The sequence below is a fragment of the Streptacidiphilus alkalitolerans genome (assembly GCF_042511045.1).
Lineage (GTDB): Bacteria > Actinomycetota > Actinomycetes > Streptomycetales > Streptomycetaceae > Streptacidiphilus > Streptacidiphilus alkalitolerans.
This window is the reverse complement of sequence record NZ_JBHEZX010000008.1, coordinates 358,931-381,544: the sequence shown is the minus strand read 5'-3', so window position 1 is coordinate 381,544 and position 22,614 is coordinate 358,931. Positions and strand designations below refer to the sequence as shown.

Genomic DNA, 22,614 nt, shown 5'->3' with positions numbered 1-22,614 from the left:
GAAATTCAGGGGCGACGAGGCCCGCTCCGCGGTTACGCTGCGGCCAGTTGTCCGCTTTCCGCTGCCCGCCCCGGGGGTTTTCATGGTGTCCGCCGATCGTCTGGCCGCGTTCGCGGGGATGTCGCTGCTGCTGATCGTCATCCCCGGTCCGAGCGTGCTGTTCGTGGTCGGCCGGGCGCTGGCGCACGGTCGCCGGACCGCGCTGCTGTCGGTGTTCGGCAATACCGTCGGCGCGTATGCGCTGGTTCTCGCGGTGTCGTTCGGGATCGGCCCGGTGGTGCAGCGGTCGGTGCTGGTGTTCACCGCGCTGAAGCTGGCCGGCGCCGCCTATCTGGTGCTGCTCGGAGTGAAGGCACTGCGGCACCGGGGCGCGCTGCAGGAGTCGTTCGCCGGGGAGGCGCCGGTGCGCGGCGTCCCGCGGACGATGTGGGAGGGGTTCGTGGTCGGTGTCGCCAACCCCAAGACGATGGTCTTCTTCGCGGCGGTGCTGCCGCAGTTCGTCGACCGCGCGGCCGGGGACGTGACGGGGCAGCTGATGCTGCTCGGCGTGGTGTTCACGGTCATCGCGCTGGTCTCGGACAGTGTCTGGGGCCTGGCCGCCTCGCAGGCGAGGTCCTGGTTCGCACGGTCGCCGAAGCGGCTCTCCATGGTCGGCGGGGCCGGCGGCCTGGCGATGATCGGCCTCGGTGTGACGGTCGCAGTGACGGGACGTCGGGACTGACCGCCCAGGACTGGCCCCCGGGCCTGACCGCCCAAGCCTGACCTTCCGTCAAACCGTGCTTGCCCGGGGCGGATTGTTCGGGCACCGTTCTTCACAATCACGCAACCATCCGGGTCCTTCGGGAAGTCTGCGCTGTCGGGAGCCGCACCGGCTCCAGACTGAACGTCAGTTCCCATCAGAGAGGACCACAGATGGCTCCACCTCGCAGGCCCCGCTCTCGACGGCTGGTCTCCGGCCTGCTCGGCAGTGTTGCCCTGGCGGCACTGCTGCCGCTGGGGACGGCCGTCCCCGCGCACGCGGCGGCGGCACCGCTCTGCGCGTCGAAGTCGCATCCGGCACTCGCCGCCAAGACGGCCCGCGACCTCAAGAAGGCCCTGTCCGGACGGTCGTCCACGGTGGGCGTCTACGTCTGGGACCAGAAGAACTCGGTCTACTGCTCCAGCAACATATACCGCCACTTCGACTCGGCGAGTGCGGTGAAGGCGACCATCATGGCCGCCGTGCTGCGGCGGGCCCAGGAGAAGCACCGCGGTCTCACCAGCTGGGAGTCGTCCAACCTTCGGCTGATGATCACCCACTCCGACAACAACGCGGCGACCAGGCTCTGGAACAGTCTCGGGCGCACCCGCTTCAAGGCGTACCTCAAGCTGGCCGGGATGACCGGCACGGTGCCGGGCTCGGGCGGCTACTGGGGGCTCACCCAGATCGACGCGCACGACGAGGTGAAGCTGCTCAGCACGTTCACCAGCAACCACACCGTGCTCAACGCCACCTGGCGGGCCGACGCGCTGAAGCTGATGTCGCAGGTCACGCCGTCGCAGCGGTGGGGCGTGCCGTACGGGGCGCCGAAGGGCTCGCTGGTGTCCAACAAGAACGGCTGGCTGCCGCGGGCGACCCGGGGTTGGCGGGTGCACAGCATCGGCGCCATCACCGGCGGCGGCCGGAGCTATGTGATGGCGGTCCTGACCGACAACAACAGGACCATGCAGTACGGCGTCGACACCATCCAGCGGATCACCCTCGCCCTGAACCGGGACCTGGGCGGCGCCGCGGTGACCGCGAAGCGGTCCGGGGTCGTGGCACCACTGGCCACGCCGCAGGCGCTCGGCACATCCGTGTCGGGGATCTCCGACGGCTCGGCCCCGTTCCGCACCGTGAAGTAGTCCGCACCGTGAAGTAGCAGGTCGCGGCAGCGCCCCGTCCGGGCAGTCCGGATGGGGCGTGCTGCTGTGCGACGCGCCCGGCGCGGTCGCGACACCCCGTCGCGCATCCCCCGTTCGGGCCGCCGACTGCCGCAGGCTTGGCGGGTGACGCCGCTGCCCCCGCCCCGCAAGCACCGACCGGCCCGCCAGGCGCTCAAGGAGCTCCCCGCCACCGCGCAGCGCCTGCGCGTCACCGCCGAGCAGCGGCTCCCGGTGATCACCCGGCTCACCGCCCAGCTGCTGGTGATCAACATCCTGGACGTGGCGACCAGGCTCGCCGCCCAGCTGTTCCTGACCTCGGTGCCGCTGCTCTTCGCCATCGCCGCGTTCGCTCCGCAGTTCGTGCGGGACCAGCTGGTGGAGTCGGTGCGCACCGTCTTCGGGCTGACCGGCCAGCCGCTGGACCAGCTCACCGACCTCTACCGGAACACCGACGACGCGTTCGTCAATACGACCGGGGTGATCGGGGCGCTGATGGCGCTGATGTCGGCGACCGCCTGCTCCCGGGTGGTGCAGCGGCTCTGCGAGAAGTCCTGGGGGCTGCCCAAGGCGGGGGCGCGGATCGCGGTCTGGCGCTGGTTCGCCTGGATCTGCTCCTGGCTGGTGATCCTGATCGCCCAGCAGCCGCTGCGCACCGGGTTCGGGGCCGGCCTGTGGCTCGGGATCCCGCTGTCCTTCCTGGCCAGCGCGCTGGTCTGGTGGTGGACCCAGCACCTGCTGCTCGGCCCGCGCTCGCGCTGGCGGCCACTGCTCCCCGGCGCGGTGCTCACCGCCGTGGCGATGACCGCGCTGAGCATGACCGCGCTGATCTACATGCCGCTCGCGATCAACAACAGCCAGCAGAAGTTCGGCAGCCTCGGCCCGGTCTTCACCATGCTGTCCTGGCTGATCGTGCTCTGCGTGGGGATCGTCGGCGGGATCGCGCTGGGCCAGGTGCTGGCCACCGAACCGCCGCTGTCGCACTGGGCCGGCCCGGTCCTGCACCAGCCCGAGCCCGGACCCGAGGCCGAGCCCGCAGCCACGGCCGGACCCGAGGCCGAGCCCGGGACCGAGTCCGGCTGACCCCGCCGCCGGACCCGGCCTCAGACGGGGAGCGGTGCGGCCCCGGCCTGCTGCGGCTCGGCCTTCGGGCCGGCCGGCAGGGCACGGAGCGCACGGTGGTAAAGCACCATGCGGAAGGCCCCGTTCACGGTCGTCAGCAGGACCGTCACCAGGACGCCCCAGCCGACCGCCAGGCCGAGGGAGAGCAGCAGCACCGCGGTGCTGCCGGACTCCGCGCCGTAGATGAGGGCGACGATCCCGGGCAGCACCACCAGGACCAGGGTGAGCAGCTGGAGCAGGAAGGCCCCCGCCACCCGCTCCCCCAGCGCGGGCAGGCTCAGCCGGATCGAGCGGCGGCCGGCGGCGACCGGGCCGAGGCCCTCGACGACCAGGACCGGCAGCATGAAGTAGCTGATGGTCCACCAGCTGAAGTCGAGCAGGGCCTCCAGCACCAGTCCCACCCCCTGGGCGCCGAGCAGGCCCTCCAGCAGGTCGACGGCCGGTGCCACCAGGCCCCACAGCGCGTACACCGGCAGCCGCCGCGCGGTCGCCGCGAACACGGCCCGGAGCGGGAGCGGCTCGCGGCGCAGGACGCCGTCGACGGCCTTGAGCAGCGCGGCGCGGAAGCAGACGGAAACCGTGGTGAACAGCGGGTAGAAGGCCGCGGCCGGCCAGAGCTGACGGACCGACAGGCCGTGCCCGTCCGCCACGGTGCGGCAGATCCCCTGCGCCGCGAGCAGCAGGACGCCGACCGCGGCCAGCAGGCACAGCAGTCCGACCGCCGGGACCACCGCCAGTGACGGCCGCAGCCGGTACACCTTCCAGGCCACCCGTATCGCGCCCTTGCGCCGCGCCATCTCCCCCACCCGAACCCGTTGCCGAACCCGCGCAGGGTAGCCGGTGGCGGCGGGCGGCGGGCGAAGTTCCGGATACCCTCCGCGCCCGATCGGTCACCTGGGGTACTCATGGGGCGGGAGGGAACCTACTTGCTATTTCAACGGACCGCTATCGCCCGCCGCCGGCCGCCCGCGCTGGTCGACAAGCTGTCGGCGGCAGAATCGTTCATCCGCCAGTTCGCCGCGGAGAACCCGGAGTCGGCCGGGAATCCGGAGCAGCGCTGGCGGCAGGTGCGCCGGGCCGTGGAGTCGTCCGGGACCTACGAGCACACGCCGGAGGAGCTGACCTTCGGGGCCAGGGTCGCCTGGCGGAACGCCGCGCGCTGCATCGGCCGGCTGTACTGGCGCAGCCTGGTGGTGCGGGACCTGCGGCAGCTTCGGCATCCGGACGAGATCGCCGAGCAGTGCTTCGAGCATCTGCGGCAGGCCACCAACGGCGGCCGGATCCGTCCGGTGGTCAGCGTGTTCGCCCCGGACCGGCCGGGCCGGCCGGCCGCGCGACTGCTGGGCGAGCAGCTGGTGCGCTACGCGGACGACCCGCTGAGCCGGCGGCGGCTGGCGCTGGCCCGGGAGCTGGGCTGGAAGGGCGGCAAGGAGGAGTTCGACGTGCTGCCGCTGCTGGTGCAGTCCGCGCCGGAACGCGCCCCGAGCTGGTACGAACTGCCCGAGGACACCGTGCTCGAGGTGCCGCTGCGGCACCCGGAGCACGCGGGCTTCGCCGGCCTCGGCCTGCGCTGGTACGCGGTGCCCGCCGTCTCCGACATGACCCTGGAGATCGGCGGTGTCAGCTATCCGGCCGCGCCCTTCAACGGCTGGTACATGGGGACGGAGATAGGGTCGCGCAACCTCGGCGACGCCGACCGCTACGACCTGCTGCCCTCGGTCGCGGCGCTGTTCGAGCTGGACACCGCCAGCGACCGCAGCCTGTGGCGGGACCGGGCGCTGGTGGAGCTGAACCGCGCGGTGCTGCACTCCTTCCAGGAGGCGGGGGTGACCATGGCCGACCACCACACCGAGTCGACCCGCTTCCTGTCGCACATCGAGCGCGAGCGGCGCAGCGGCCGTCCGGTCCCCGCGGACTGGAGCTGGATCGTGCCGCCGCTGTCGGGGTCGGCGACCGCGGTGTTCCACCGCTCCTACGATCCGCCGGACGAGAAGCTGCGCCCGGCGTTCCTGCGGCGGCCATCCGAGGACCCCTGGGCAACGGGCTCCTGAACAGGGCGCGGCGCTGGTGGGGCGCTGGTTGGGCGCTGTGCATCCTTCCTGGTGCTTCTTGAGGCAACGCGTTCGATCTTGTTGAGGATTCGGCGAAACGGACACGGACGGCCACAGACCGGAACGGTGGGCAGATCACGGTCTCGCAACGCATCCGGATCAGGTCGTTGACGCCCCCTTTCTTCCGGCGTAGAACTACCCGTGCGATCGAGACCACGTTTCATCCTGGTGAGTTCTGTTGGAAACAGATGGATGCTTCCGGGGCTGCCAGGCAACTCCACACCCACCCGCGCACGGAGGAACCAACATGTCGGACGCCGGAATGTCACCGAGCCGCCGGACTCTGCTCAGAGGTATCGCCGGTGGGGCCGGGCTGGTCGCGGCCGGCGGCCTGCTGACCGCCTGCGGCAGTTCAAGCAGCAGCAAGCCGAGTACGGGCGGCTCCTCGGGTTCCTCCGGGGGCGGCACGGTGACCTTCGGATCGAACTACTCGGACCCCGGCGTGAAGGCCGCCTTCGCGGCGCTCACCGCCGGTGCCACCGCGGCGACCAAGAGCCAGATCAAGATCAACACGGTCGACCACAACACCTTCCAGAACAACATCACCAGCTACCTCCAGGGCACCCCGGACGACCTGTTCACCTGGTTCGCCGGCTACCGGATGCAGTACTTCGCCGCGCAGGGCCTGGCGCTGCCGATCGACGACGTGTGGGAGAAGATCGGCGGCAACTTCGGCCCCGCGGCCAAGCAGTTGTCGACCGGCCTGGACGGCCACCAGTACCTGGTGCCGCTGTACAACTACCCCTGGGTGGTCTTCTACAACAAGAGCGTCTTCGCGGCCAAGGGCTACACCGTCCCCACCGACTGGGACTCCTACGTCGCGCTGGCCAAGAAGATGAAGGCCGACGGGATCATCCCGATCGCCTTCGCCGACAAGGACGGCTGGCCGGCGCTGGGGACCTTCGACATCCTCAACATGCGCATCAACGGCTACGACTACCACATCAAGCTGATGAAGCATGAGATCCCGTGGACCGACCAGGGCGTGACCCAGGTCTTCCAGCACTGGGCCGAGATCATGCCCTACATGCAGACCGGCGCCAACGGCCGGATCTGGCAGGACGCGGCGAAGGACCTGGAGTCCAAGAAGGCCGGAATGATGTTCCAGGGCACCAACCAGGTCGCCGCCCAGTACGTCAGCGACAAGGCGGACCTGGCCGACCTGGACTTCTTCGTCTTCCCGGCGATCAACCCCACGTACGGCCAGGACTACATGGACGCCCCGACCGACGGCTTCATGCTCAGCAAGAAGGCCAAGAACGTCGACGCCGCCAAGGCCATCCTGGAGTACATCGGCACCGGCGCGGCCGAGGCCGCGTACCTGAAGACCGACCAGTGGGACGTCGGCCTGGCCACCGGCCTGTCCGTGCCCAGCTACAACGCCATCCAGACCAAGTCGGTCACCGAGATCGGCAAGTGCAAGGCGGTGGCCCAGTTCATGGACCGCGACGCCGACCCGGCGATGGCCACCGCGATGATCGCCATCATCCAGAAGTTCATCGACAACCCCTCGACCAGCAACATCGCTGCGCTGCAGAAGAGCGCCGAGGACCAGGCGAAGGCGATCTACACTTCATGAGCTCCACCACCACCGAAGCAGGCACCCCGGCGACGGCGGAGGCGGCCCCGGCCCGCCGCCGTCGCCGGGGCCTGCGCAGGCTCTCCGGCCGGGACCGGGTGGTCGTCGCCCTGCTGCTCGGCATCCCGCTGCTGCTGGACCTGGCCTTCGTCTGGGTCCCGGCGCTGGCGACAGTGCTGCTGTCGTTCACCAAGTGGAACGGCGTCGGCGGCCTGCACAGCAAGGCGTGCCTGCCCAACGTCCCCTCCATCGTCAACAACGGCTGCCTGTACGGGGTGCAGAACTACCACCAGGCCGCCACGATCTACCCGGAGTTCTGGCCCGCCGTCAGGCACAACCTGATCTGGCTGGCCGTCTTCATCTTCATCGCCACCCCGCTGGGAATGCTGTTCGCGGTGCTGATCGACCGCGGCATCAAGGGCAGCCGGATGTACCAGAGCATCCTGTTCCTGCCGGTGATGCTGTCGCTCGCGCTGATCGGGATCATCTGGGAGTTCATGTACTCGCAGAACCTGGGCCTGATCAACACCGTGATCGGGCGCAACGGCAATACCAACGCCATCGACTGGCTCGGCAATCCGCACCTCAACCTCTGGGCGGTGCTGGTCGAGGCCACCTGGCGGCAGGCCGGCTACGTGATGGTGCTCTACCTGGCCGGGCTGAAGGCGGTCGACCCCACCCTGCGCGAGGCCGCCCTGGTCGACGGGGCCAACGCCTGGCAGACCTTCTGGCGGGTGATCTTCCCGGTGATGAAGCCGATCAACATCGTCATCATGGTGGTCACCGTCATCGAGTCGCTGCGCGCCTTCGACCTGGTCTACATCACCAACAAGGGGGTCAACGGGCTGGAACTGCTGTCGGTGCTGGTGACCTCCAACATCGTCGGCGAGACCCAGCGGGTCGGCTTCGGCTCCGCGCTCGGCGTGGTGCTGCTGGTGATCTCCCTGGTGCCGATCAGCATCTTCCTGTTCCAGACGTTCCGCCGTGAGGCCGCCAAATGACCGCTCCCGCGATGACCACCGAGACCGCGCCGCGCAGCCCGCGGCCCAAGCCGCGGCCCTGGGGCCAGATCGCCTCCCAGCTGTTCCTGGTCAGCGCCTCGGTGCTGTGGCTGCTGCCGATCGCCTTCGCCCTCTACGTGGCGCTGCGGCCGTACTCGGAGACCAGCAAGTACGGCTATGTCTCGCTCCCGCACAGCCTGACCCTGAAGAACTTCAGCGACGCCTGGACCCAGTCCGGCATGCTGCACTTCCTCTGGAACTCGGTGCTGATCACCGTTCCCGCGGTGATCATCGTGCTGGTGCTGGCCTCCGGCGTGGCCTTCGTACTGACCCGGGTGGACGTGAAGGTCAACATCGCCCTGCTGATCGTCTTCACGGCCGGCAACCTGCTGCCGCAGCAGGTCATCATCACCCCGCTGTACCGGATCTTCCTGCTGATCCCGCTGCCGGACTGGCTCAGCGGCGGCAGCGGGCTGATGTACAACTCGGCCTTCGGCCTGATCACCATCAACGTCGCCTTCCAACTCGGCTTCTGCGTCTTTGTGCTGAGCAACTACATGAAGTCCATCCCCGACGACATGTACGAGGCGGCGCTGGTCGACGGGGCCGGCCTGTGGACCCGGTTCTGGCGGCTCACCCTGCCGCTCTGCCGCCCCGCGCTGGCGGCCCTGGCCACCCTGCTGACGACCTGGATCTACAACGACTTCTTCTGGGCGATCACGCTGATGTCCTCGGGCGACAAACGACCGGTGACCTCGGCCCTGGCCAATCTGCAGGGCCAGTTCGTCAGCAACCAGAACCTGATCGCGGCGGGTGCGCTGATCGCCGCCGTGCCCACCCTGGTCGTCTATGTGCTGCTGCAGAAGCAGTTCATCGCCGGCCTGTCGCTCGGTTCGAGCAAGGGCTGACGTGTCAGCAGCGGACACCCCATCCCAGCGACCGCCCGTGCCCGCCCCGGTGCCCGCGCACCCGTCCGAACAGGAGGCCATTGCCGCAGCCGCCGCCCGTACCGCGCAGGGGCAGCGGATCATCGGCCTGTCCGGCGGTCCGACCATCCACAAGCTCGCGGTGCACCTGCGGGAGCTGCCGGGGCTGACCGTGGTCACCAACTCGCTGCTCACCGCCTCGGTGCTGGGCCGCTCCAGCCGGTCCAGGGAGCGGCCCACGGTGATCCTCACCGGCGGCTACCACAGCGTCAGGGACGACATGCTGCACGGCCCGATCAGTGCCATGGTGATCCGCAGCATGCGCCTGGAGCTGGCCTTCTTCGACTGCTCCGGGCTGCAGGGGCCGCACGGCGCCTCCACCGACTCGCTCGCCGACGGCGAGACCAGACGGGCCCTGGTCCAGTCGGCCGCCCGCACCTGCGTACTGGCCACGGCCGCGCAGTGCGGCCGTACCTCGCTCAGCGCGTTCGCCGCGCCGGACGAGATCGACTGCGTGGTCACCGCCGCCGTCGGCGCGCCCACCGAGGCGCAGCGGACGGTGCTGCGCTGGGCCCGGGAGTCCGTCTGCGTGGATCTGACCGCGGACTGACGTGACGTCAGGCTCCCGCCCTGGCCGAACGGGCCCGCTGGTACTGCAGCGCCAGCCCCTCGACCAGGGCGGTCAGCCCGGTGTCGAACGCGCCCTGGTCCACGCTGCGGCTGTGTTCCGCCAGCAGGTGCGCCTGGCCCAGGTGCGGGTACTCGGCGGCGTAGATCTCCTGGTCGTCGACGAAGCCGCCGGCGAAGGAGCCCAGCGCGGAGCCGTAGACGAAGTAGCGCATCAGCGCGCCGATCCGGGTGGCGTCCCCCCGGGGCCAGCCGGCGTCGACCAGGCCGCCGAACACGGCGTCCGCCAGCCGCAGTGAGTTCGCCCTGCGGCCGGGCCCCTGGGCCAGCACCGGCACGAGATTGGGGTGCGCCACCAGGGCGGCCCGGTAGGAGCGGGCCCAGGCCGTGACCGGCCCGGCCCAGGCTCCCAGGTCGACTGATTCCCACATCGACAGGTCGACTTCGCCGACCACCTCGTCCACCACCGCGTCCAGCAGCTGGTCCTTGGTGGCGAAGTGGTTGTAGAGCGAGGGCCCGCTGACGCCGAGCACGGCCGCGAGCCGCCGCGTCGACAGCGCGGCCAGGCCCTCGGTGTCCACCAGCTCCAGGGCCGCCGCGACGATGCGCTCGCGGCTCAGCAGTGGGTTGCGCGGTCGGGCCACGGCACACCTCCGTTCGAGATCCGGTTTTCGAGATCTGCGGCACAGCGTGACGCAGTGCACTTCACATCACACCTGGAACCGGGTTAGAGTCCAAAAACTTGCAGCGCTAGTTTATTGGCTGCACCGACACCGCACCACCCGCCTCACGCCTCCCGAGGACCACCGTGAACCTGGAGCTCAGCGAAGAGCAGGCAGCCGTCCGCGAACTGGCGGCCGACTTCGTCAACCGTGAGATCATCCCCCATTCCACCGCATGGGACCGGGCGGAGCAGGTCGATCGCGGGATTGTGAAGAAGCTCGGCGCGCTGGGCTTCCTCGGGCTGACCATTCCGGAGGAGTACGGCGGCTCCGGCGGCGACCACCTCGCTTACGTCCTGGTCACCGAGGAGCTGGGCCGCGGCGACTCCTCGGTGCGCGGGCTGGTCTCGGTCTCGCTTGGCCTGGTCGCCAAGACCATCAACCACTTCGGCACCGAGCAGCAGAAGCAGCAGTGGCTGCCCCGGCTCACCGCCGGCGACGCCCTGGGCTGCTTCGCACTGACCGAGCCCGGCACCGGCTCCGACGCCGGCAACCTCACCACCCGGGCGGTTCGGGACGGCGACGAGTGGGTGGTCAACGGCGCCAAGATGTTCATCACCAACGGCACCTGGGCCGAGGTCGCCCTGGTCTTCGTCCGCACCGGCGGCGACGACCCGGCGCAGGCCGGGCACCGCGGCGTCAGCGCCTTCCTGGTCCCCACCGACACCCCCGGGCTGACCCGGACCACCGTCCACGGCAAGCTCGGCCTGCGCGGCCAGCCCACCGCCGAGCTGGTCTTCGAGGACGTCCGGATCCCGCACAGCGCCATGCTCGGCGAGGAGGGCAGGGGCTTCGGCGTCGCCATGGCCGCGCTGGCCAAGGGCCGGATGTCGGTCGGCGCGGGCTGCGTCGGCCTGATCCAGGCCTCGCTGGACGCGGCCGTCGCCTACTCCACCCAGCGCGAGCAGTTCGGCAAGCCGATCGCCTCGCACCAGCTGGTGCAGGAGATGCTCGCCGACATCAAGGTCGAGCTGGACGCCGCCCGGATGCTGGTCTGGCGGGTCGCCGACCTGATCGACCGCGGGCAGCCGTTCGCCACCGAGGCGTCGGTGGCCAAGCTGTTCGCCTCCGAGGCGGCGGTGAAGGCCTCCAACACCGCGCTGCAGGTGTTCGGCGGCTACGGCTTCATCGACGAGTACCCGGTCGGCAAGTACGTCCGCGACGCGCGGGTGCTGACCCTCTACGAAGGCACCAGCCAGATCCAGAAGCTGCTCATCGGCCGGGCGCTGACCGGCATCAACGCCTTCTGAACCACCCGCCAACGATCCGTCACAAGGAGCCCGACGATGCGCCCCGTGTACTTCGCAGCGGCCCGCCGCACCCCCATCGGCCGACTGCGCGGCGCGCTGTCCACGGTCAGGCCCGACGACCTCGCCGCGGCGGCGGTCCGGGCCGTACTGGACAGCGTGCCGAGCCTGGACCCGGCCAGGATCGACGACGTCTACTGGGGCGCCGCCAACCAGTCCGGCGAGGACAACCGCAATGTCGCGCGGATGGCGCTGCTGCTCGCCGGCATCCCGGACACGGTGCCCGGCGCCACCCTCAACCGGCTCTGCGCCTCCGGGCTCGAGGCGGTCACCACCGCCGCCCGCGCCATCGGCTCCGGCGAGGCCGACATCGTGCTGGCGGGCGGGTCCGAGTCGATGAGCCGCGCCCCGTTCGTGCTGCCGCGGGCCGAGGTCGCCCTGCCGCACGGCGCCGAGATCTTCGACACCAAGCTCGGCTGGCGGATGACCAACCCGAAGATGCGCGAACTGCACGGCGTGCTCTCCATGGGCGAGACCGCCGAGGAGGTCGCCGAGCGGTACGGGGTCGGCCGGGAGCAGCAGGACGCCTTCGCCCTGCGCAGCCACCAGCGGGCCGCGGCGGCCCGCAAGGACGGGCTCTTCGACGCCGAGATCGTGCCGGTGGTGCTGGCCGACGGCAGCACCGTCACCGAGGACGAGTCGATCCGGCCCGACACCACGCTGGAGAAGCTGGCCGCGCTCAAGCCGGTGTTCCGCGAGGGCGGGACGGTCACGGCCGGGAACGCCTCGCCGATGAACGACGGCGCGGCGGGCCTGCTGCTGGTCAGCGAGGACGCCCTGGCCGAGCTGGGTCTTGAGCCGCTGGGACGGTACGTGGCGGGCGCGAGCGCCGGGGTGAATCCGGACGTGATGGGAATCGGGCCGGTGCCGGCGGTACGGCGGGTCCTGGCGCGGACCGGCCGCGGGATCGACGACATCGACACCGCGGAGTTCAACGAGGCGTTCGCGGCGCAGGCACTGGCGTGCGTGCGGGAGTTGGGCGTGGACCCGGAGCGGGTGAACCCGCAGGGCGGGGCGATCGCGCTGGGGCATCCGCTGGGCGGGTCGGGGGCACGGATCCTCACCACGCTGCTGCATCGGATGTCCCGGACGGGGGCAGGACGGGGGCTGGCGACGATGTGCGTGGGGGTGGGGCAGGGCACGGCCGTGCTTGTTGACCGTGGGTAGGTGCGGGTTTGTGGGTGGTTGTTCGCGCAGTTCCCCGCGCCCCTGAGGGAGCTGCAACTTGAGGTCGTCGCTTGTCTGATCCGGGAGAAGAAGTTATGACGCGTTTTACTGGGAAGGTCGCTGTCGTCACTGGGGCGGCGCAGGGGATCGGGGCGGCTACCGCCCTGCGGTTGGCCGAGGAGGGCGCCGCCGTGGCCGTCGTGGATCTGACGGCGGAGCGCGCGCAGGGGACGGTGGACGCGATCACCGCGAAGGGCGGGACCGCGCGTGCCTACGGCTGCGACGTGGCCGACTACGACGCGGTGGCGTCGGCGTTCGCGCAGGTCGTGGCGGATCTCGGCGGGATCCACATCCTGGTCAACAACGCCGGGATCACCCGTGACAACCTCTTCTTCCGGATGGCGAAGCCGGACTGGGACGCCGTCATCACGGTCAACCTGACCAGCGCCTACAACTGCTCCCACGTCGCGCAGACGTACATGTGCAAGCAGAAGTACGGCAAGATCGTCTCGCTGAGCTCGCGTTCCGCGCTGGGCAACCGGGGCCAGGCCAACTACGCCGCCGCCAAGGCCGGGATCCAGGGGCTGACCGCCACCCTGGCGATCGAGCTCGGCCCGTTCAACATCAACGTCAACGCCGTGGCGCCCGGCTACATCGCCACCGGGATGACCGCCGCCACCGCCGAGCGGGTCGGGGCGACCGCCGAGGAGCACCAGGAGCAGGCCGCCGAGCGTACGCCGCTGCGGCGGGTGGGACAGCCGGAGGAGGTCGCCGCCGTGGTCGCGTTCCTGGCCTCCGAGGACTCGTCCTACGTCAGCGGCCAGACCCTGTACGTCAACGGCGGAGCCCGCTGACTCCCCGTCACTTCCGGCACACAACCAGCGGAACCGGAGCCATCACAGTTATGACGCTTTCCCTTGCCTCCATCCTGGCCGAGAACGCCCGCCGCCGTCCGCACGCCCTGGCCCTGGTCGAGGGCGACCGGCGCTACACCTTCGGCGAGCTCTGGCAGCAGTCGCTGGCCCAGGCCGCCGCGCTGGTCGAGCTGGGCGTGCGGCCCGGCGACCGGGTCGCGCTGATGGCGCCCAACGTGGCCGAGTTCCCCCGGGCGTACTACGCGATCCTGGCCGCGGGCGGGGTGGTGGTGCCGGTGCACCTGCTGCTCACCGCGGAGGAGGTGTCCTACGTGCTGCGGGACAGCGGTGCGTCGGTGCTGGTCAGCCATGCCGCGACGGCGGCTGTCGCGGCGGGCGCGGCCGAACTGGCGAACGTGCCGCTGGTGACGGTGGGTCCGGCGGTGCCGGTGCCCGGGGCGCTGGGGCGGCTGGAGGAACTGGCCGAGCGGGTGCCGCCGCTGACCCACTTCACCGCGCGGCAGCCGGAGGACCCGGCCGTGGTCTTCTACACCAGCGGCACCACCGGCCAGCCCAAGGGCGCGATCCTGAGCCATCTGAACCTGATCATGAACGCCACCGTCAACGCCTTCGACGCCAACCATGTGCAGCAGACGGACGTGGCGCTGGGCGCGCTGCCGCTGTTCCACACCTTCGGACAGACCGTCAGCATGAACTCCACCTGGCGCGCCGGCGCGGCGCTGGTGCTGCTGCCGCGCTTCGACGCCGCCGCCGCGCTGGAACTGATGGTCCGTGAGGGCGTCAACACCTTCCACGGGGTGCCGACCATGTACATCGCGCTGCTGGAGGCGTCGCGGACCGCCGCCGCGCTGCCCAGCCTCAGGCTGTGCATCTCCGGCGGCGCCTCGCTGCCCGTCCCGGTGCTGGAGAAGTTCGACGCCGTGTTCGGCACCAATATCTGGGAGGGCTACGGCCTGTCCGAGACCTCCCCCACCGCCTCGGTGAACCAGCCCGACTTCGGCACCAGGGCCGGCACGGTCGGCCACCCGGTGTGGGGCGTGGACGTGGAGATCGCCCGTGCCGAGGTCGAGGACCGGATCGAGCTGCTGCCGGCCGGCGAGCTGGGCGAGATCGTGGTGCGCGGCCACAATGTCTTCCTCGGCTACCTGGGCCGCCCGGAGGCGACCGCCGAGGCCCTGGTCGACAACTGGTTCCGCACCGGCGACCTGGGCACCAAGGACGAGGCCGGCTTCATCACCATCGTCGACCGCAAGAAGGACATCGTGATCCGCGGCGGCTACAACGTCTACCCGCGCGAGGTCGAGGAGGCGCTGCTGCGGCACCCGGCCGTGGCCGAGGCCGCGGTGATCGGCCTGCCCGACCCGCTGCACGGCGAGGAGGTCTGCGCCGTCCTCGTGCTGGCCAAGGACGCGGCCGAGCCGCCGACCGCGCAGCAGCTCATCGACTGGTCCAAGCAGCACCTCGCCAAGCACAAGTACCCGCGCCGGGTGGAGTTCGTCGACTCCTACCCGCTGGGCCCCAGCCACAAGGTCCTCAAACGCGAACTCCGCACCCGCTACAGCGCCTGACCTCCCCGCCCGGCCCCCGCCGGTTGCGGCGGTTCGTCAGCCCCGGGCGTCGAGGGCGGCGAGGATGGCGGTCTCCTTTTCCGGGGTGAGGCCGCGGGGGCCGGTGCCGCGGTGGTCGCCGAAGGCGATGTCCATACCGCCGGGGGCGAACAGCCAGGCGGCGGTGTCGCGGACGGACTCGGCGATCGGGCGGCAGCGCAGCCCCGCCGCGATCGCCTTGGCCGAGGAGGGCTTCCAGACCGCGGCGAAGTCCTCCTGCAGCGGCGACCAGAGCGGAAGCTCGGTCCAGGGCTCGACCCCGTGCTCGAACAGCAGCTGGTCGTCGACCCAGACCAGCTCGGCCTTGTTCCCGGTGGCCTCGACGCAGGTGCCCAGGTACTCGCCCCAGCTGGTGTTGGCCGGGGTGCCGCTGGTCAGGTAGCGCCCGCTGTCGCCGGCGGCGATCCGGTCCAGGCCGAAGATAGCGATGTCGCGGGCGTCGATCATCTGCATCTCCCGGTCCGGCGCCCCGGGGGCGACCATCCGGCCGCCCTCCGCGGCGCGGCGCAGCCACCAGGCGGTGCGCCGGGCCCGGTCGCCGGGGCCCAGGATCAGCCCGGGCTGGATGATCAGCGCCCGGCCCGGGAACCCCTCCTCGACCGCGCGCTGGCAGCCGACCTTGAGGGTGCCGTAGTCGCCGTCCTCGGGCCCGGCGTCCGGGGCGCACTCGTGCTGCGGGGAGTCCTCGTCCACCGGGACCTCGGGGAAGCCCGGGTAGGCGTTGATGCTGGACACATAGAGGTAGGTCGCGGCGGACTTCGCCAGGGCCGCGACCGAGGCGCCGATCACCCGCGGGACGTAGCCGGTGTCGACCACCGCGTCCCAGGGGCCGGAGCCGACCAGCCGGGCCAGGTCCTCGGGCCGCTCGCGGTCGCCGTGGACGGCCTCGACGCCGGGTTCGTCCCGGTCGGACTGGCCGCGGTTGAAGGTGGTCACCTCCCACCCGCGCGCGAGCGCCTCACGGACGAAGGCCTGACCGAGGAACACCGAACCACCCAGCACGAGAAGTCTCATGTGAGTGAGTGTCAGCGCTCCGGGCGGACCGGCGAAAGGCCGTTCCGCCGTCGGCGGAAGAACTCCGCCAACGGCGAAACCGGCCGTTCCGGGGAACTCCCCCGGGCCGCCGCAGGCTACTGGGCCTGGGAGCGCCAGGCGTCCGCGCCTGCCTGGGAGGCGGCCTGGGAGGCCGCCCTCGCCTGGCGCAGGGCCCGGGTCGCCAGCTCGGAGGGAGGGGTCTCCAGGTTCTGCACCCAGCCGCGCCCGGCCGTGGCCAGCGCGGTGCCCGCGATCGCGGTGCCGACCAGGGCCAGCAGCGCCCCCGAACCGGTGAGTACCGCTCCGGCGGCCAGCAGCCGCTTGTTGACCTGGAATGTCGCCGTGTTGTTAGTCGCCATGCCATCACTCTCCGTGATTCGCGACCGGGACGCCCGGCGGGTGGGCCATCGGGGGCACGGCGGCTGTTTTGGATTGTCCCGCGCGGTTGCGTAAGGTGTCTCAGTTGGCGTATCCCAACACCCCTCCCGGAACCCCCTGATCTGATCGACGGAACGGCAGCGGCATGAGCGCAGGACCCGACGGCGGCACGACCCTCACCGAGGTCCCGGCCGAGGACTACGCGGACGTCCCCGGTATCGACCCGGAGCGGCTGAAGCTGGCGCTCGCGGTCCTCGCCGAGCTGGACACCATCCCGATCGACCACCCCGACGCCATCGCCGTCCGGCTCGCCACCGCGGGCCTCTACCGGACCGTGAAGCAGCGCCGCCGGCAGGAGCGCCGGGCCGCGAAGACCGCCAACGACAAGGCCGTCACCGAGGCCACCGCCACCGGCGCGGCGGACCGGATCGACGACGAGACCCAGGGCCTGCAGCTCACCGCGGTCACCACCGGGCCGATCGCGGGCGTGCTGGAGCGGCCCCGCTCCTGCTACATCTGCAAGACCCGCTACACCGAGGTCGACGCCTTCTACCACCAGCTCTGCCAGCCCTGCGCGCACGAGAACCGGGCCCGCCGCGACGCCCGTACCGACCTGAGCGGACGCCGCGCGCTGCTCACCGGCGGCCGGGCCAAGATCGGGATGTACATCGCGCTGCGACTGCTGCGCGACGGCGCCCACACCACGATCACCACCCGCTTCCCCAACGACGCGATCCGCCGCTTCACCGCGATGCCGGACAGCGCCGAGTGGCTGCACCGGCTGCACATCGTCGGCATCGACCTGCGGGACCCCTCGCAGGTCATCGCGCTGGCCGAGTCGGTGGCCGCGGCCGGACCGCTGGACATCCTGATCAACAACGCCGCGCAGACGGTCCGCCGCAGCGCCGGGGCCTACGCCGAGCTGATCACCGCCGAGGACGCGCCGCTGCCGGCCGGGGAGCTGCCGGAGGCGACCGTGCTGGGCCGCTTCGACCTCAGCCGCCAGCCGGCCCTGCCGAGCCAGTCCCGCGGCGAGCGCGGGGCGCTCAGCGCGCAGACCCTGACCGCGCTCGCGCTGACCAGCGGCTCGGCCTCGGCCGCGCTGGTCGAGGCCGGAACCGCGATCGACGCGGGCGGACTGGTCCCGGACCTGGACCCGGTGAACAGCTGGAGCCAGAAGATCGACGAGGTCGACCCGATCGAGCTGCTCGAAGTGCAGCTGTGCAATGTCACCGCGCCGTTCATCCTGGTCAGCAAGCTGCGCCCGGCGATGGCGGCCTCGCCGGCCCGGCGCAAGTACGTGGTCAACGTCTCCGCGATGGAGGGCCAGTTCAGTCGCGGCTACAAGGGCCCTGGCCACCCGCACACCAATATGGCCAAGGCCGCGCTGAACATGCTGACCCGCACCAGCGCGCAGGAGATGCTGGACAACGACGGCATCCTGATGACCGCGGTCGACACCGGCTGGATCACCGACGAGCGCCCGCACCCGGACAAGATGCGGCTCGCCGACGAGGGCTTCCACGCCCCGCTGGACCTGGTCGACGGCGCGGCCCGGGTCTACGACCCGATCGTCCGCGGTGAGCAGGGCGAGGACCTGCTCGGGGTGTTCCTCAAGGACTACGCCCCCTCCCCGTGGTGACCGAAGGCGGCGGACCCGACACCCTGATGTGGGAGGTCCGCTCCGCGCCGGGGCGGCTCGCCGAGCTGCTCGCCTGGGTGCAGCTCCTCCCGCCGCCGCCCGGCGGCAGCGCCGACGTCTACACCGCGGCCGACGACCGCGTCGTCGTCATCCTGCACACCCCCGGCCACCGCCCGCCCCCACTCCCCGCTCCCCCGCCGGACCTCCTCTCCCGCCCACCCCACCAGTGGCCCTTCACCCACCGCAGCACGCTCTGACCTACCCGGGCACCGACGACGGGCGCGGGTCAGCGGGCCGGGGTGGTGGAGTCGTCGAGGCGGGCGAGGTGTTTTTCTACGGCGCGGAGGCGGCGGGGGTCGGGGACGTCGCGGCGTAGGGCGAGGAGGTCGCGGCCGAGGCGGTGGGCTTCGGCGTCGTCCTCGATGGCGCGCCAGCAGGCTTCGGCGTTGGCGGTGGCCTGGCGGGTCTCCTGGTCGTCGGCGCCGCGGGTGCGGAGCAGGCTGAGGGCGACCTCGCGGTAGAGCTGGGCGGCCTCGGCCTGCTCACCGGCCAGTCGGGACACATGGGCGCGGACCTGACGCACCCTCAGCGACGGTTCGGCGTCCGGGCCGTGGGCGGCGAACGCCTCGCGTTCCAGCTCGCGGGCGAAGGAGGCGGCGCGGGCGTGCTCCCCCGCGTCGGCAGCGGCGACGATCACGCCGATGGCCTGCTGGTAGTCGTCGTCGGCAGCGGCCTCGGCAGCCGCGTCGGCGGTGTCGTCCACCGGGGCGACCTCGGCGCCCTCGGCGACCGCGAGGTGGACCGTGGGCGGGTCCGCGGGCAGCGGCGGGGTGTCGAACGGAGGGATGTCGGGGCCGGAGCCGGAGCCGACACCCGGGGCCGGGTCGAGGCGGCGGGCGGTGTTGCGGAAGATCTGCTGTCCCGCGCTGTGCGAGGCGACCAGCAGCACCTCGGGCCGCAGCACCGAGTGCACCTGCTGGTGCAGCTGTTCCGGCGTCAGCGCGCCGTCCGCGCCCGGGCGTCCGCCGTGCAGGGTCTCCACCAGGGCCCGGGTGAAGGTGCCGACCTGCTGCGGGTCCGGGCTGACCGCCGCCCACAGCGGCAGCCCGTTGCCCAGCGGCGAGGGGACCACCCGCAGCGGCGGCAGCACGTCCTCGTCGGCGCTGAGGTCCGCGATGACCAGTGAGGCGGTCTCGACGGGACGCAGCCGCAGTTCGTCGACCAGGGTCTGCCAGGGCAGCCGGGTGCTGCCGAGGTCGAGTTCGGCGCTGCCGGTGCGGCGGTTCCTGACCAGGTGTCCGCCGAGGTGCACCAGCACCGGGCCGGGGTGCCGCACCGTGGCGCGCAGGTGCGCCAGCACCCCGGCGGCGTCGGTGGCAGCGGGGAGGTGGACCGTGTCCACCGCTTCCGCGGCCAGCAGCACCTGCGGCGAGATGGCGGCCAGGATCACCGAGAGGGCGGGCGCGGGGCGTCCGCTGCGGGGCGGAAAGCGCCGGGGGCTGCGCCCGGCACCGCCCTCGACCACCAGTATCCGTCCGCGCGGGCCGGCCCCCAGGGCCGCCGTCTCGCTCGTCACCACTAGCGTGTCACCTCGTCATAACCGTATGGCCATTGCCTGGCCTGTCACCCTACCGTCGCGGTCAGGCCGCGCCACCCGTCCCCCGGAGTTCGGCGATCAAGGCGTCGGTTTCCGGCTCCAGCGGACGGCCCTTGCGGGCGGAGAGGCGTTCGAGCCGGGTCACCGCCTTGTGGAGCTGGTCGATGGCCCCGGCGTCGGCGTAGACGCAGAGCAGGTCGCGGTGCAGCAGTTCGGTCTCGGGGGCGGGGGTGAGCCCCGCGAACGCCGCCGCCTCGGCGCCCTGGTGGTCGCCGGCCCGGAGCCGACGCAGGGTCAGCTCATGGGCGGCCTCGACGGACTCGTACGCGTCCTGGACCTCGGCGGAGGGCGGGTCGGGCCAGGGGCTGCGGACGGCCCAGGGGTCCAGCGCGGGCGCGAGGTCGAGCCGGGGCTCCTCCCTCGGCTCGACGCGGGGCTCCGGACGCGGCTCGAAGCCCGAGCCCGGCTCGGGCCGCGGCTCCGGCCAGGGCTGCGGCCGGGTCCCGTGGCGGGGGGCCGCGTGCGGGTCGTCCTGCTCGCCGGCCAGCTCGGCCAGGTCCGCGAGATCGTGCAGGTCGGGCATCTCCGGCAGGTCCGGCTCGCTCGCCGGGGTGCCCAGCAGGCCGAGCCACTGCAGGTACTGATGGTCGCTCAGATGCTGCAGCTCCACGCTCATCCCGAGCCCGGGCAGCGCCGCCGAACCGGTCACCGGCAGGGTCCACCTGGCCATCGGGCCCGCGCCGGGCGGCGGCGCGGAGGCGACCACGGCGACGCTGCCGCGCGGGCTGGCGTCCAGCATCCTGCCCAGCTCCTCGGGCATCGTCCCGTCCGGGACGGTCGCGCAGAGCACGATCTCCGGGGCCCAGGCACCACCCGCCGCACCGCGGCTCCTGGCCTCGCGCGGGGTGGACGCACCGGCGTCCGCCAGTGCCCGGCGCACCTCCTGGTCGCGGGAGGAGACGGCCGCCACCGCGTCCTCCAGGCTCTCGTGCACCCGCAGCCGCCCCTCGGCGACCGGCTCCAACTCCTCGGCCACGCCCACGGTGTGGATGGTGACCTGGTCGGCGAGCGGGGTGAAGGCGAGCTCCAGGGCGAGAGTGCGCAGCACCTCGGTGACCGCCCGGGGGGCGCCGGACAGGTGCACCAGGCGCACCGCCTCCAGGTCGACCAGGATGATGCTGCCCTCGGCCGCCGTGCCCAGGCTGACCAGCGCGGGATAGGGCGCGGGGACGGTCGCGGCCTCCTCCGCCGAGAGCAGGTCCTCGGCGTCCGGGGTGCACCACCACACGGTGGAGGCGTGCGCGGCGCGGAACGGCGGGATCGGCGGGGCCGGGGTGGAGAGGTGCAGCTCCAGGGTGTGGGCCGGGGTGATCCGGACCACGGTCAGCGCGGGCAGGCGGCGGCCCTCGGCGGTCGCGGTGCGGGCGAGGCTGCGCAGCGCGCGGTCGAGCAGGTCGAGGCCGGTGGCGTCCTGCCGGGCGGACATGGCGGCGAGGAAGGCGAGACCGCTCTCGCCGGTCCTGAAGCCGTTCTCGGCGGGTGCCTCCGGGGCCGGGAGGGCCGACGGGTGCACTCCGGCGAACGGCGGCGGCACCGGCTCCAGCAGCGAGGCGGGGAGCACCGGCGCGGCCGGGTCGGTCCGCGGCGGCCGGTTGCGGGTGTGCTGGCCGGTGGTGGGGCCGCCGGGGCGGCGACGGCGCAGGGCGACCGCGCCGAGGACGACGGCGGCGAGCAGCGCGGTGCCGCCGATCAGGCCGCCCTCGGCCAGCGAGGACGAGGAGGACGCGGAGCTGGGGTGGGTCGGCGCGGCGGCCTGGGTGGGCGGCGGCGAGGGGGCCGGCACCGAGGGGGCGACCGAGGCGTGCTGGGTGGGCGCGGCCTGGGTCGGCCGCGCCGAGCGGGTGGGCGCGGGAGCGGCCGTCGCGGGCGGGTTGTGGGTCGCGGGCGGGGTGTGCGTCGGCGCTGCGGTGACGGGCGGGGTGGTCACCGGCGGGGTGGTCGCCGGAGGCGGCGTGACCGGCGGGGTCGCGACGGGCGGGGTGGCGCCGCCGGCCTGAGGGACCGTCAGCACCATGCCGGGCTCGATCAGGTCGGGGTCCTCGAGCCGCACCCCGTCCGGGGCCCGTACGCCCTTGTTGGCCGCGAACAGCTCCGGCCACTTCGCCCCGTTGCCGAGTTCCTCCTGCGCCAGCGCGGAGAGGGTGTCCCCCGGACGCACCACGACCTCCGTCCGGTCCTTCGCGCCCTGAGCGCCCTGGGCAGGCGCCGCCGCGCTGTGCCCGGCAGCAGCGGAGGACGCCGCGTCGGCGGGCATCAGCAGCACCCAGCCCGGGTGGATCGGACGGTCCGCGTCGAAGCGGCGCCCGCCCCCGTCCATGGTGCGGCCCTGGTTCAGCCGGGCGATCTCCTTCCAGCGCTCGCCCGAGCCGAGTTCCTTCTCGGCGATGCTCCACAGGCTCTCCGCCGGTCGCTCCTCCCGCACCCGGTAGGTGGGTTGGGCCGGGTGCTGCACCGCGCTGTGCTCCGTCCCGGCCGCGGCGGGCACCCCGGCGGGCGCGCTCGTGACCGGGGCCAGCACCGGTGCGTGCGCGCCCACCGTCGTGGTCGCGGCGGCCGGCGTCGCGGCGAGCGAGGCGCCCGCGGTCGGCAGCAGCGCGAGCACCGCGCCGACCAGGCCGCCCGCCATCCGCTGGCTCCAGCCGAGGGCGAACACCCGGCGGGCGCGGCGACCGCGCAGCTGGGCCGGGATCTCGACGAGCACGGACGCGGCGAAGCAGAGCCAGCCGATCCAGCCGACGACCACCAGCGCCCAGAGGAACAGGTTGCCGTTGTCGGGCCGGGTCAGCAGGTGGACCAGGTCGGACTGCTGCGGGTCCGCCTGCTTGGTGACCGCGAGCGTGCCCACGGCCAACAGCGCGGGCAGGCCGACCAGCAGCAGCGCCAGGGCGACCAGGGCCGCGAGTCCGCGGCAGAGGTTACGGAGCATCAGGACCATTCCAGGGAAAAGGGGTCGGGG

20 protein-coding genes are annotated in these 22,614 nt (G+C 72.2%); 14 read left to right on the top strand and 6 right to left on the bottom strand.

Annotation, left to right across the window (positions count from 1 at the left end; all coding sequences use genetic code 11):
• The first annotated feature begins 82 nt into the window (after nucleotides 1–82).
• The 3 genes from ACEZDG_RS21035 to ACEZDG_RS21025 all read left to right on the top strand — a co-directional run bounded on the left by ACEZDG_RS21035 (nucleotide 83) and on the right by ACEZDG_RS21025 (nucleotide 2,985).
• Nucleotides 83–721, top strand: a complete 639-nt coding sequence (locus ACEZDG_RS21035; RefSeq protein WP_380511855.1) for a LysE family translocator — start codon at nucleotides 83–85, stop codon at nucleotides 719–721.
• Between the two features lie 191 nt (nucleotides 722–912).
• A complete protein-coding gene (locus ACEZDG_RS21030; protein WP_380511853.1) occupies nucleotides 913–1,884 on the top strand; it encodes a serine hydrolase in 972 nt (323 codons plus the stop codon).
• Between the two features lie 144 nt (nucleotides 1,885–2,028).
• Nucleotides 2,029–2,985: a YhjD/YihY/BrkB family envelope integrity protein gene (locus tag ACEZDG_RS21025; RefSeq protein WP_380511851.1), complete on the top strand. Its 957-nt coding sequence runs from the start codon at nucleotides 2,029–2,031 to the stop codon at nucleotides 2,983–2,985.
• 20 nt (nucleotides 2,986–3,005) lie between these two features.
• On the opposite strand, the gene ACEZDG_RS21020 is transcribed toward ACEZDG_RS21025, so the two are convergent.
• On the bottom strand, nucleotides 3,006–3,821 hold the full coding sequence (locus ACEZDG_RS21020; protein ID WP_380511849.1) for a DUF6159 family protein: 816 nt from the start codon (nucleotides 3,819–3,821) through the stop codon (nucleotides 3,006–3,008).
• 150 nt (nucleotides 3,822–3,971) lie between these two features.
• On the opposite strand from ACEZDG_RS21020, the gene ACEZDG_RS21015 reads away from it, so the two are divergent.
• The 5 genes from ACEZDG_RS21015 (at nucleotide 3,972) to ACEZDG_RS20995 (ending at nucleotide 9,251) form a co-directional block, all read left to right on the top strand.
• Nucleotides 3,972–5,075 carry a nitric oxide synthase oxygenase gene (locus tag ACEZDG_RS21015; protein WP_380511887.1) on the top strand — a complete coding sequence of 368 codons (1,104 nt, stop codon included), beginning with the start codon at nucleotides 3,972–3,974 and terminating at the stop codon, nucleotides 5,073–5,075.
• Between the two features lie 322 nt (nucleotides 5,076–5,397).
• On the top strand, nucleotides 5,398–6,714 hold the full coding sequence (locus tag ACEZDG_RS21010; RefSeq protein ID WP_380511886.1) for an ABC transporter substrate-binding protein: 1,317 nt from the start codon (nucleotides 5,398–5,400) through the stop codon (nucleotides 6,712–6,714).
• On the top strand, nucleotides 6,711–7,715 hold the full coding sequence (locus tag ACEZDG_RS21005) for a carbohydrate ABC transporter permease (RefSeq protein WP_380511847.1): 1,005 nt from the start codon (nucleotides 6,711–6,713) through the stop codon (nucleotides 7,713–7,715). The genes ACEZDG_RS21010 and ACEZDG_RS21005 overlap by 4 nt, the downstream gene beginning before the upstream one ends.
• Before the next feature lie 11 nt (nucleotides 7,716–7,726).
• On the top strand, nucleotides 7,727–8,623 hold the full coding sequence (locus ACEZDG_RS21000; RefSeq protein WP_380511845.1) for a carbohydrate ABC transporter permease: 897 nt from the start codon (nucleotides 7,727–7,729) through the stop codon (nucleotides 8,621–8,623).
• Nucleotides 8,624–8,660: 37 nt separating this feature from the next.
• Nucleotides 8,661–9,251 (top strand): hypothetical protein, encoded by a 591-nt coding sequence (locus ACEZDG_RS20995; protein WP_380511843.1) that lies wholly within the window; start codon nucleotides 8,661–8,663, stop codon nucleotides 9,249–9,251.
• A 7-nt stretch (nucleotides 9,252–9,258) separates the two neighbouring features.
• Here the strand turns inward: ACEZDG_RS20995 and ACEZDG_RS20990 are convergent, their stop codons facing one another.
• Complete coding sequence (locus ACEZDG_RS20990; protein ID WP_380511841.1) at nucleotides 9,259–9,912, bottom strand: TetR/AcrR family transcriptional regulator; 654 nt, start codon at nucleotides 9,910–9,912, stop codon at nucleotides 9,259–9,261.
• Nucleotides 9,913–10,076: 164 nt separating this feature from the next.
• Between ACEZDG_RS20990 and ACEZDG_RS20985 the strand changes: the two genes are divergently transcribed.
• The 4 genes from ACEZDG_RS20985 (at nucleotide 10,077) to ACEZDG_RS20970 (ending at nucleotide 14,907) form a co-directional block, all read left to right on the top strand.
• On the top strand, nucleotides 10,077–11,240 hold the full coding sequence (locus ACEZDG_RS20985) for an acyl-CoA dehydrogenase family protein (RefSeq protein WP_380511839.1): 1,164 nt from the start codon (nucleotides 10,077–10,079) through the stop codon (nucleotides 11,238–11,240).
• 36 nt (nucleotides 11,241–11,276) lie between these two features.
• A complete protein-coding gene (locus ACEZDG_RS20980) occupies nucleotides 11,277–12,464 on the top strand; it encodes a thiolase family protein (protein ID WP_380511838.1) in 1,188 nt (395 codons plus the stop codon).
• A gap of 95 nt (nucleotides 12,465–12,559) precedes the next feature.
• Nucleotides 12,560–13,318 carry a 3-oxoacyl-ACP reductase FabG gene (fabG, locus tag ACEZDG_RS20975; RefSeq protein ID WP_380511836.1) on the top strand — a complete coding sequence of 253 codons (759 nt, stop codon included), beginning with the start codon at nucleotides 12,560–12,562 and terminating at the stop codon, nucleotides 13,316–13,318.
• Between the two features lie 50 nt (nucleotides 13,319–13,368).
• Nucleotides 13,369–14,907 (top strand): long-chain-fatty-acid--CoA ligase, encoded by a 1,539-nt coding sequence (locus tag ACEZDG_RS20970; protein WP_380511834.1) that lies wholly within the window; start codon nucleotides 13,369–13,371, stop codon nucleotides 14,905–14,907.
• A gap of 36 nt (nucleotides 14,908–14,943) precedes the next feature.
• Here ACEZDG_RS20970 and ACEZDG_RS20965 read toward each other — a convergent pair whose 3' ends face one another.
• Together ACEZDG_RS20965 and ACEZDG_RS20960 are read right to left on the bottom strand one after the other, a co-directional pair.
• Nucleotides 14,944–15,960, bottom strand: coding sequence for an NAD-dependent epimerase/dehydratase family protein (locus ACEZDG_RS20965; RefSeq protein ID WP_380511832.1), 1,017 nt, complete (start codon nucleotides 15,958–15,960; stop codon nucleotides 14,944–14,946).
• 116 nt (nucleotides 15,961–16,076) lie between these two features.
• Nucleotides 16,077–16,340 (bottom strand): hypothetical protein, encoded by a 264-nt coding sequence (locus ACEZDG_RS20960; protein ID WP_380511830.1) that lies wholly within the window; start codon nucleotides 16,338–16,340, stop codon nucleotides 16,077–16,079.
• Between the two features lie 164 nt (nucleotides 16,341–16,504).
• On the opposite strand from ACEZDG_RS20960, the gene ACEZDG_RS20955 reads away from it, so the two are divergent.
• Complete coding sequence (locus ACEZDG_RS20955) at nucleotides 16,505–18,001, top strand: SDR family NAD(P)-dependent oxidoreductase (RefSeq protein ID WP_380511828.1); 1,497 nt, start codon at nucleotides 16,505–16,507, stop codon at nucleotides 17,999–18,001.
• Nucleotides 17,995–18,258 (top strand): hypothetical protein, encoded by a 264-nt coding sequence (locus ACEZDG_RS20950; RefSeq protein ID WP_380511826.1) that lies wholly within the window; start codon nucleotides 17,995–17,997, stop codon nucleotides 18,256–18,258. The genes ACEZDG_RS20955 and ACEZDG_RS20950 overlap by 7 nt, the downstream gene beginning before the upstream one ends.
• 29 nt (nucleotides 18,259–18,287) lie before the next feature.
• Here the strand turns inward: ACEZDG_RS20950 and ACEZDG_RS20945 are convergent, their stop codons facing one another.
• Nucleotides 18,288–19,577: a hypothetical protein gene (locus ACEZDG_RS20945; RefSeq protein WP_380511824.1), complete on the bottom strand. Its 1,290-nt coding sequence runs from the start codon at nucleotides 19,575–19,577 to the stop codon at nucleotides 18,288–18,290.
• Between the two features lie 64 nt (nucleotides 19,578–19,641).
• The gene (locus ACEZDG_RS20940; RefSeq protein WP_380511822.1) at nucleotides 19,642–22,584 is read right to left on the bottom strand and encodes a LysM peptidoglycan-binding domain-containing protein; all 2,943 of its coding nucleotides are present in this window, start codon (nucleotides 22,582–22,584) and stop codon (nucleotides 19,642–19,644) included.
• Nucleotides 22,585–22,614 lie beyond the last annotated feature (30 nt).

Excerpts from the sequence above, each read along its gene's own strand:
- ACEZDG_RS21035 (WP_380511855.1), top strand. The coding sequence starts at position 83 with ATGGTGTCCGCCGATCGTCTGGCCGCGTTCGCGGGGATGTCGCTGCTG.
- ACEZDG_RS21030 (WP_380511853.1), top strand. The coding sequence starts at position 913 with ATGGCTCCACCTCGCAGGCCCCGCTCTCGACGGCTGGTCTCCGGCCTG.
- ACEZDG_RS21020 (WP_380511849.1), bottom strand. The coding sequence starts at position 3,821 with ATGGCGCGGCGCAAGGGCGCGATACGGGTGGCCTGGAAGGTGTACCGG.
- ACEZDG_RS21010 (WP_380511886.1), top strand. The coding sequence starts at position 5,398 with ATGTCACCGAGCCGCCGGACTCTGCTCAGAGGTATCGCCGGTGGGGCC.
- ACEZDG_RS21005 (WP_380511847.1), top strand. The coding sequence starts at position 6,711 with ATGAGCTCCACCACCACCGAAGCAGGCACCCCGGCGACGGCGGAGGCG.
- ACEZDG_RS21000 (WP_380511845.1), top strand. The coding sequence starts at position 7,727 with ATGACCACCGAGACCGCGCCGCGCAGCCCGCGGCCCAAGCCGCGGCCC.
- ACEZDG_RS20980 (WP_380511838.1), top strand. The coding sequence starts at position 11,277 with ATGCGCCCCGTGTACTTCGCAGCGGCCCGCCGCACCCCCATCGGCCGA.
- fabG (WP_380511836.1), top strand. The coding sequence starts at position 12,560 with ATGACGCGTTTTACTGGGAAGGTCGCTGTCGTCACTGGGGCGGCGCAG.
- ACEZDG_RS20970 (WP_380511834.1), top strand. The coding sequence starts at position 13,369 with ATGACGCTTTCCCTTGCCTCCATCCTGGCCGAGAACGCCCGCCGCCGT.
- ACEZDG_RS20965 (WP_380511832.1), bottom strand. The coding sequence starts at position 15,960 with ATGAGACTTCTCGTGCTGGGTGGTTCGGTGTTCCTCGGTCAGGCCTTC.
- ACEZDG_RS20960 (WP_380511830.1), bottom strand. The coding sequence starts at position 16,340 with ATGGCGACTAACAACACGGCGACATTCCAGGTCAACAAGCGGCTGCTG.
- ACEZDG_RS20955 (WP_380511828.1), top strand. The coding sequence starts at position 16,505 with ATGAGCGCAGGACCCGACGGCGGCACGACCCTCACCGAGGTCCCGGCC.
- ACEZDG_RS20940 (WP_380511822.1), bottom strand. The coding sequence starts at position 22,584 with ATGCTCCGTAACCTCTGCCGCGGACTCGCGGCCCTGGTCGCCCTGGCG.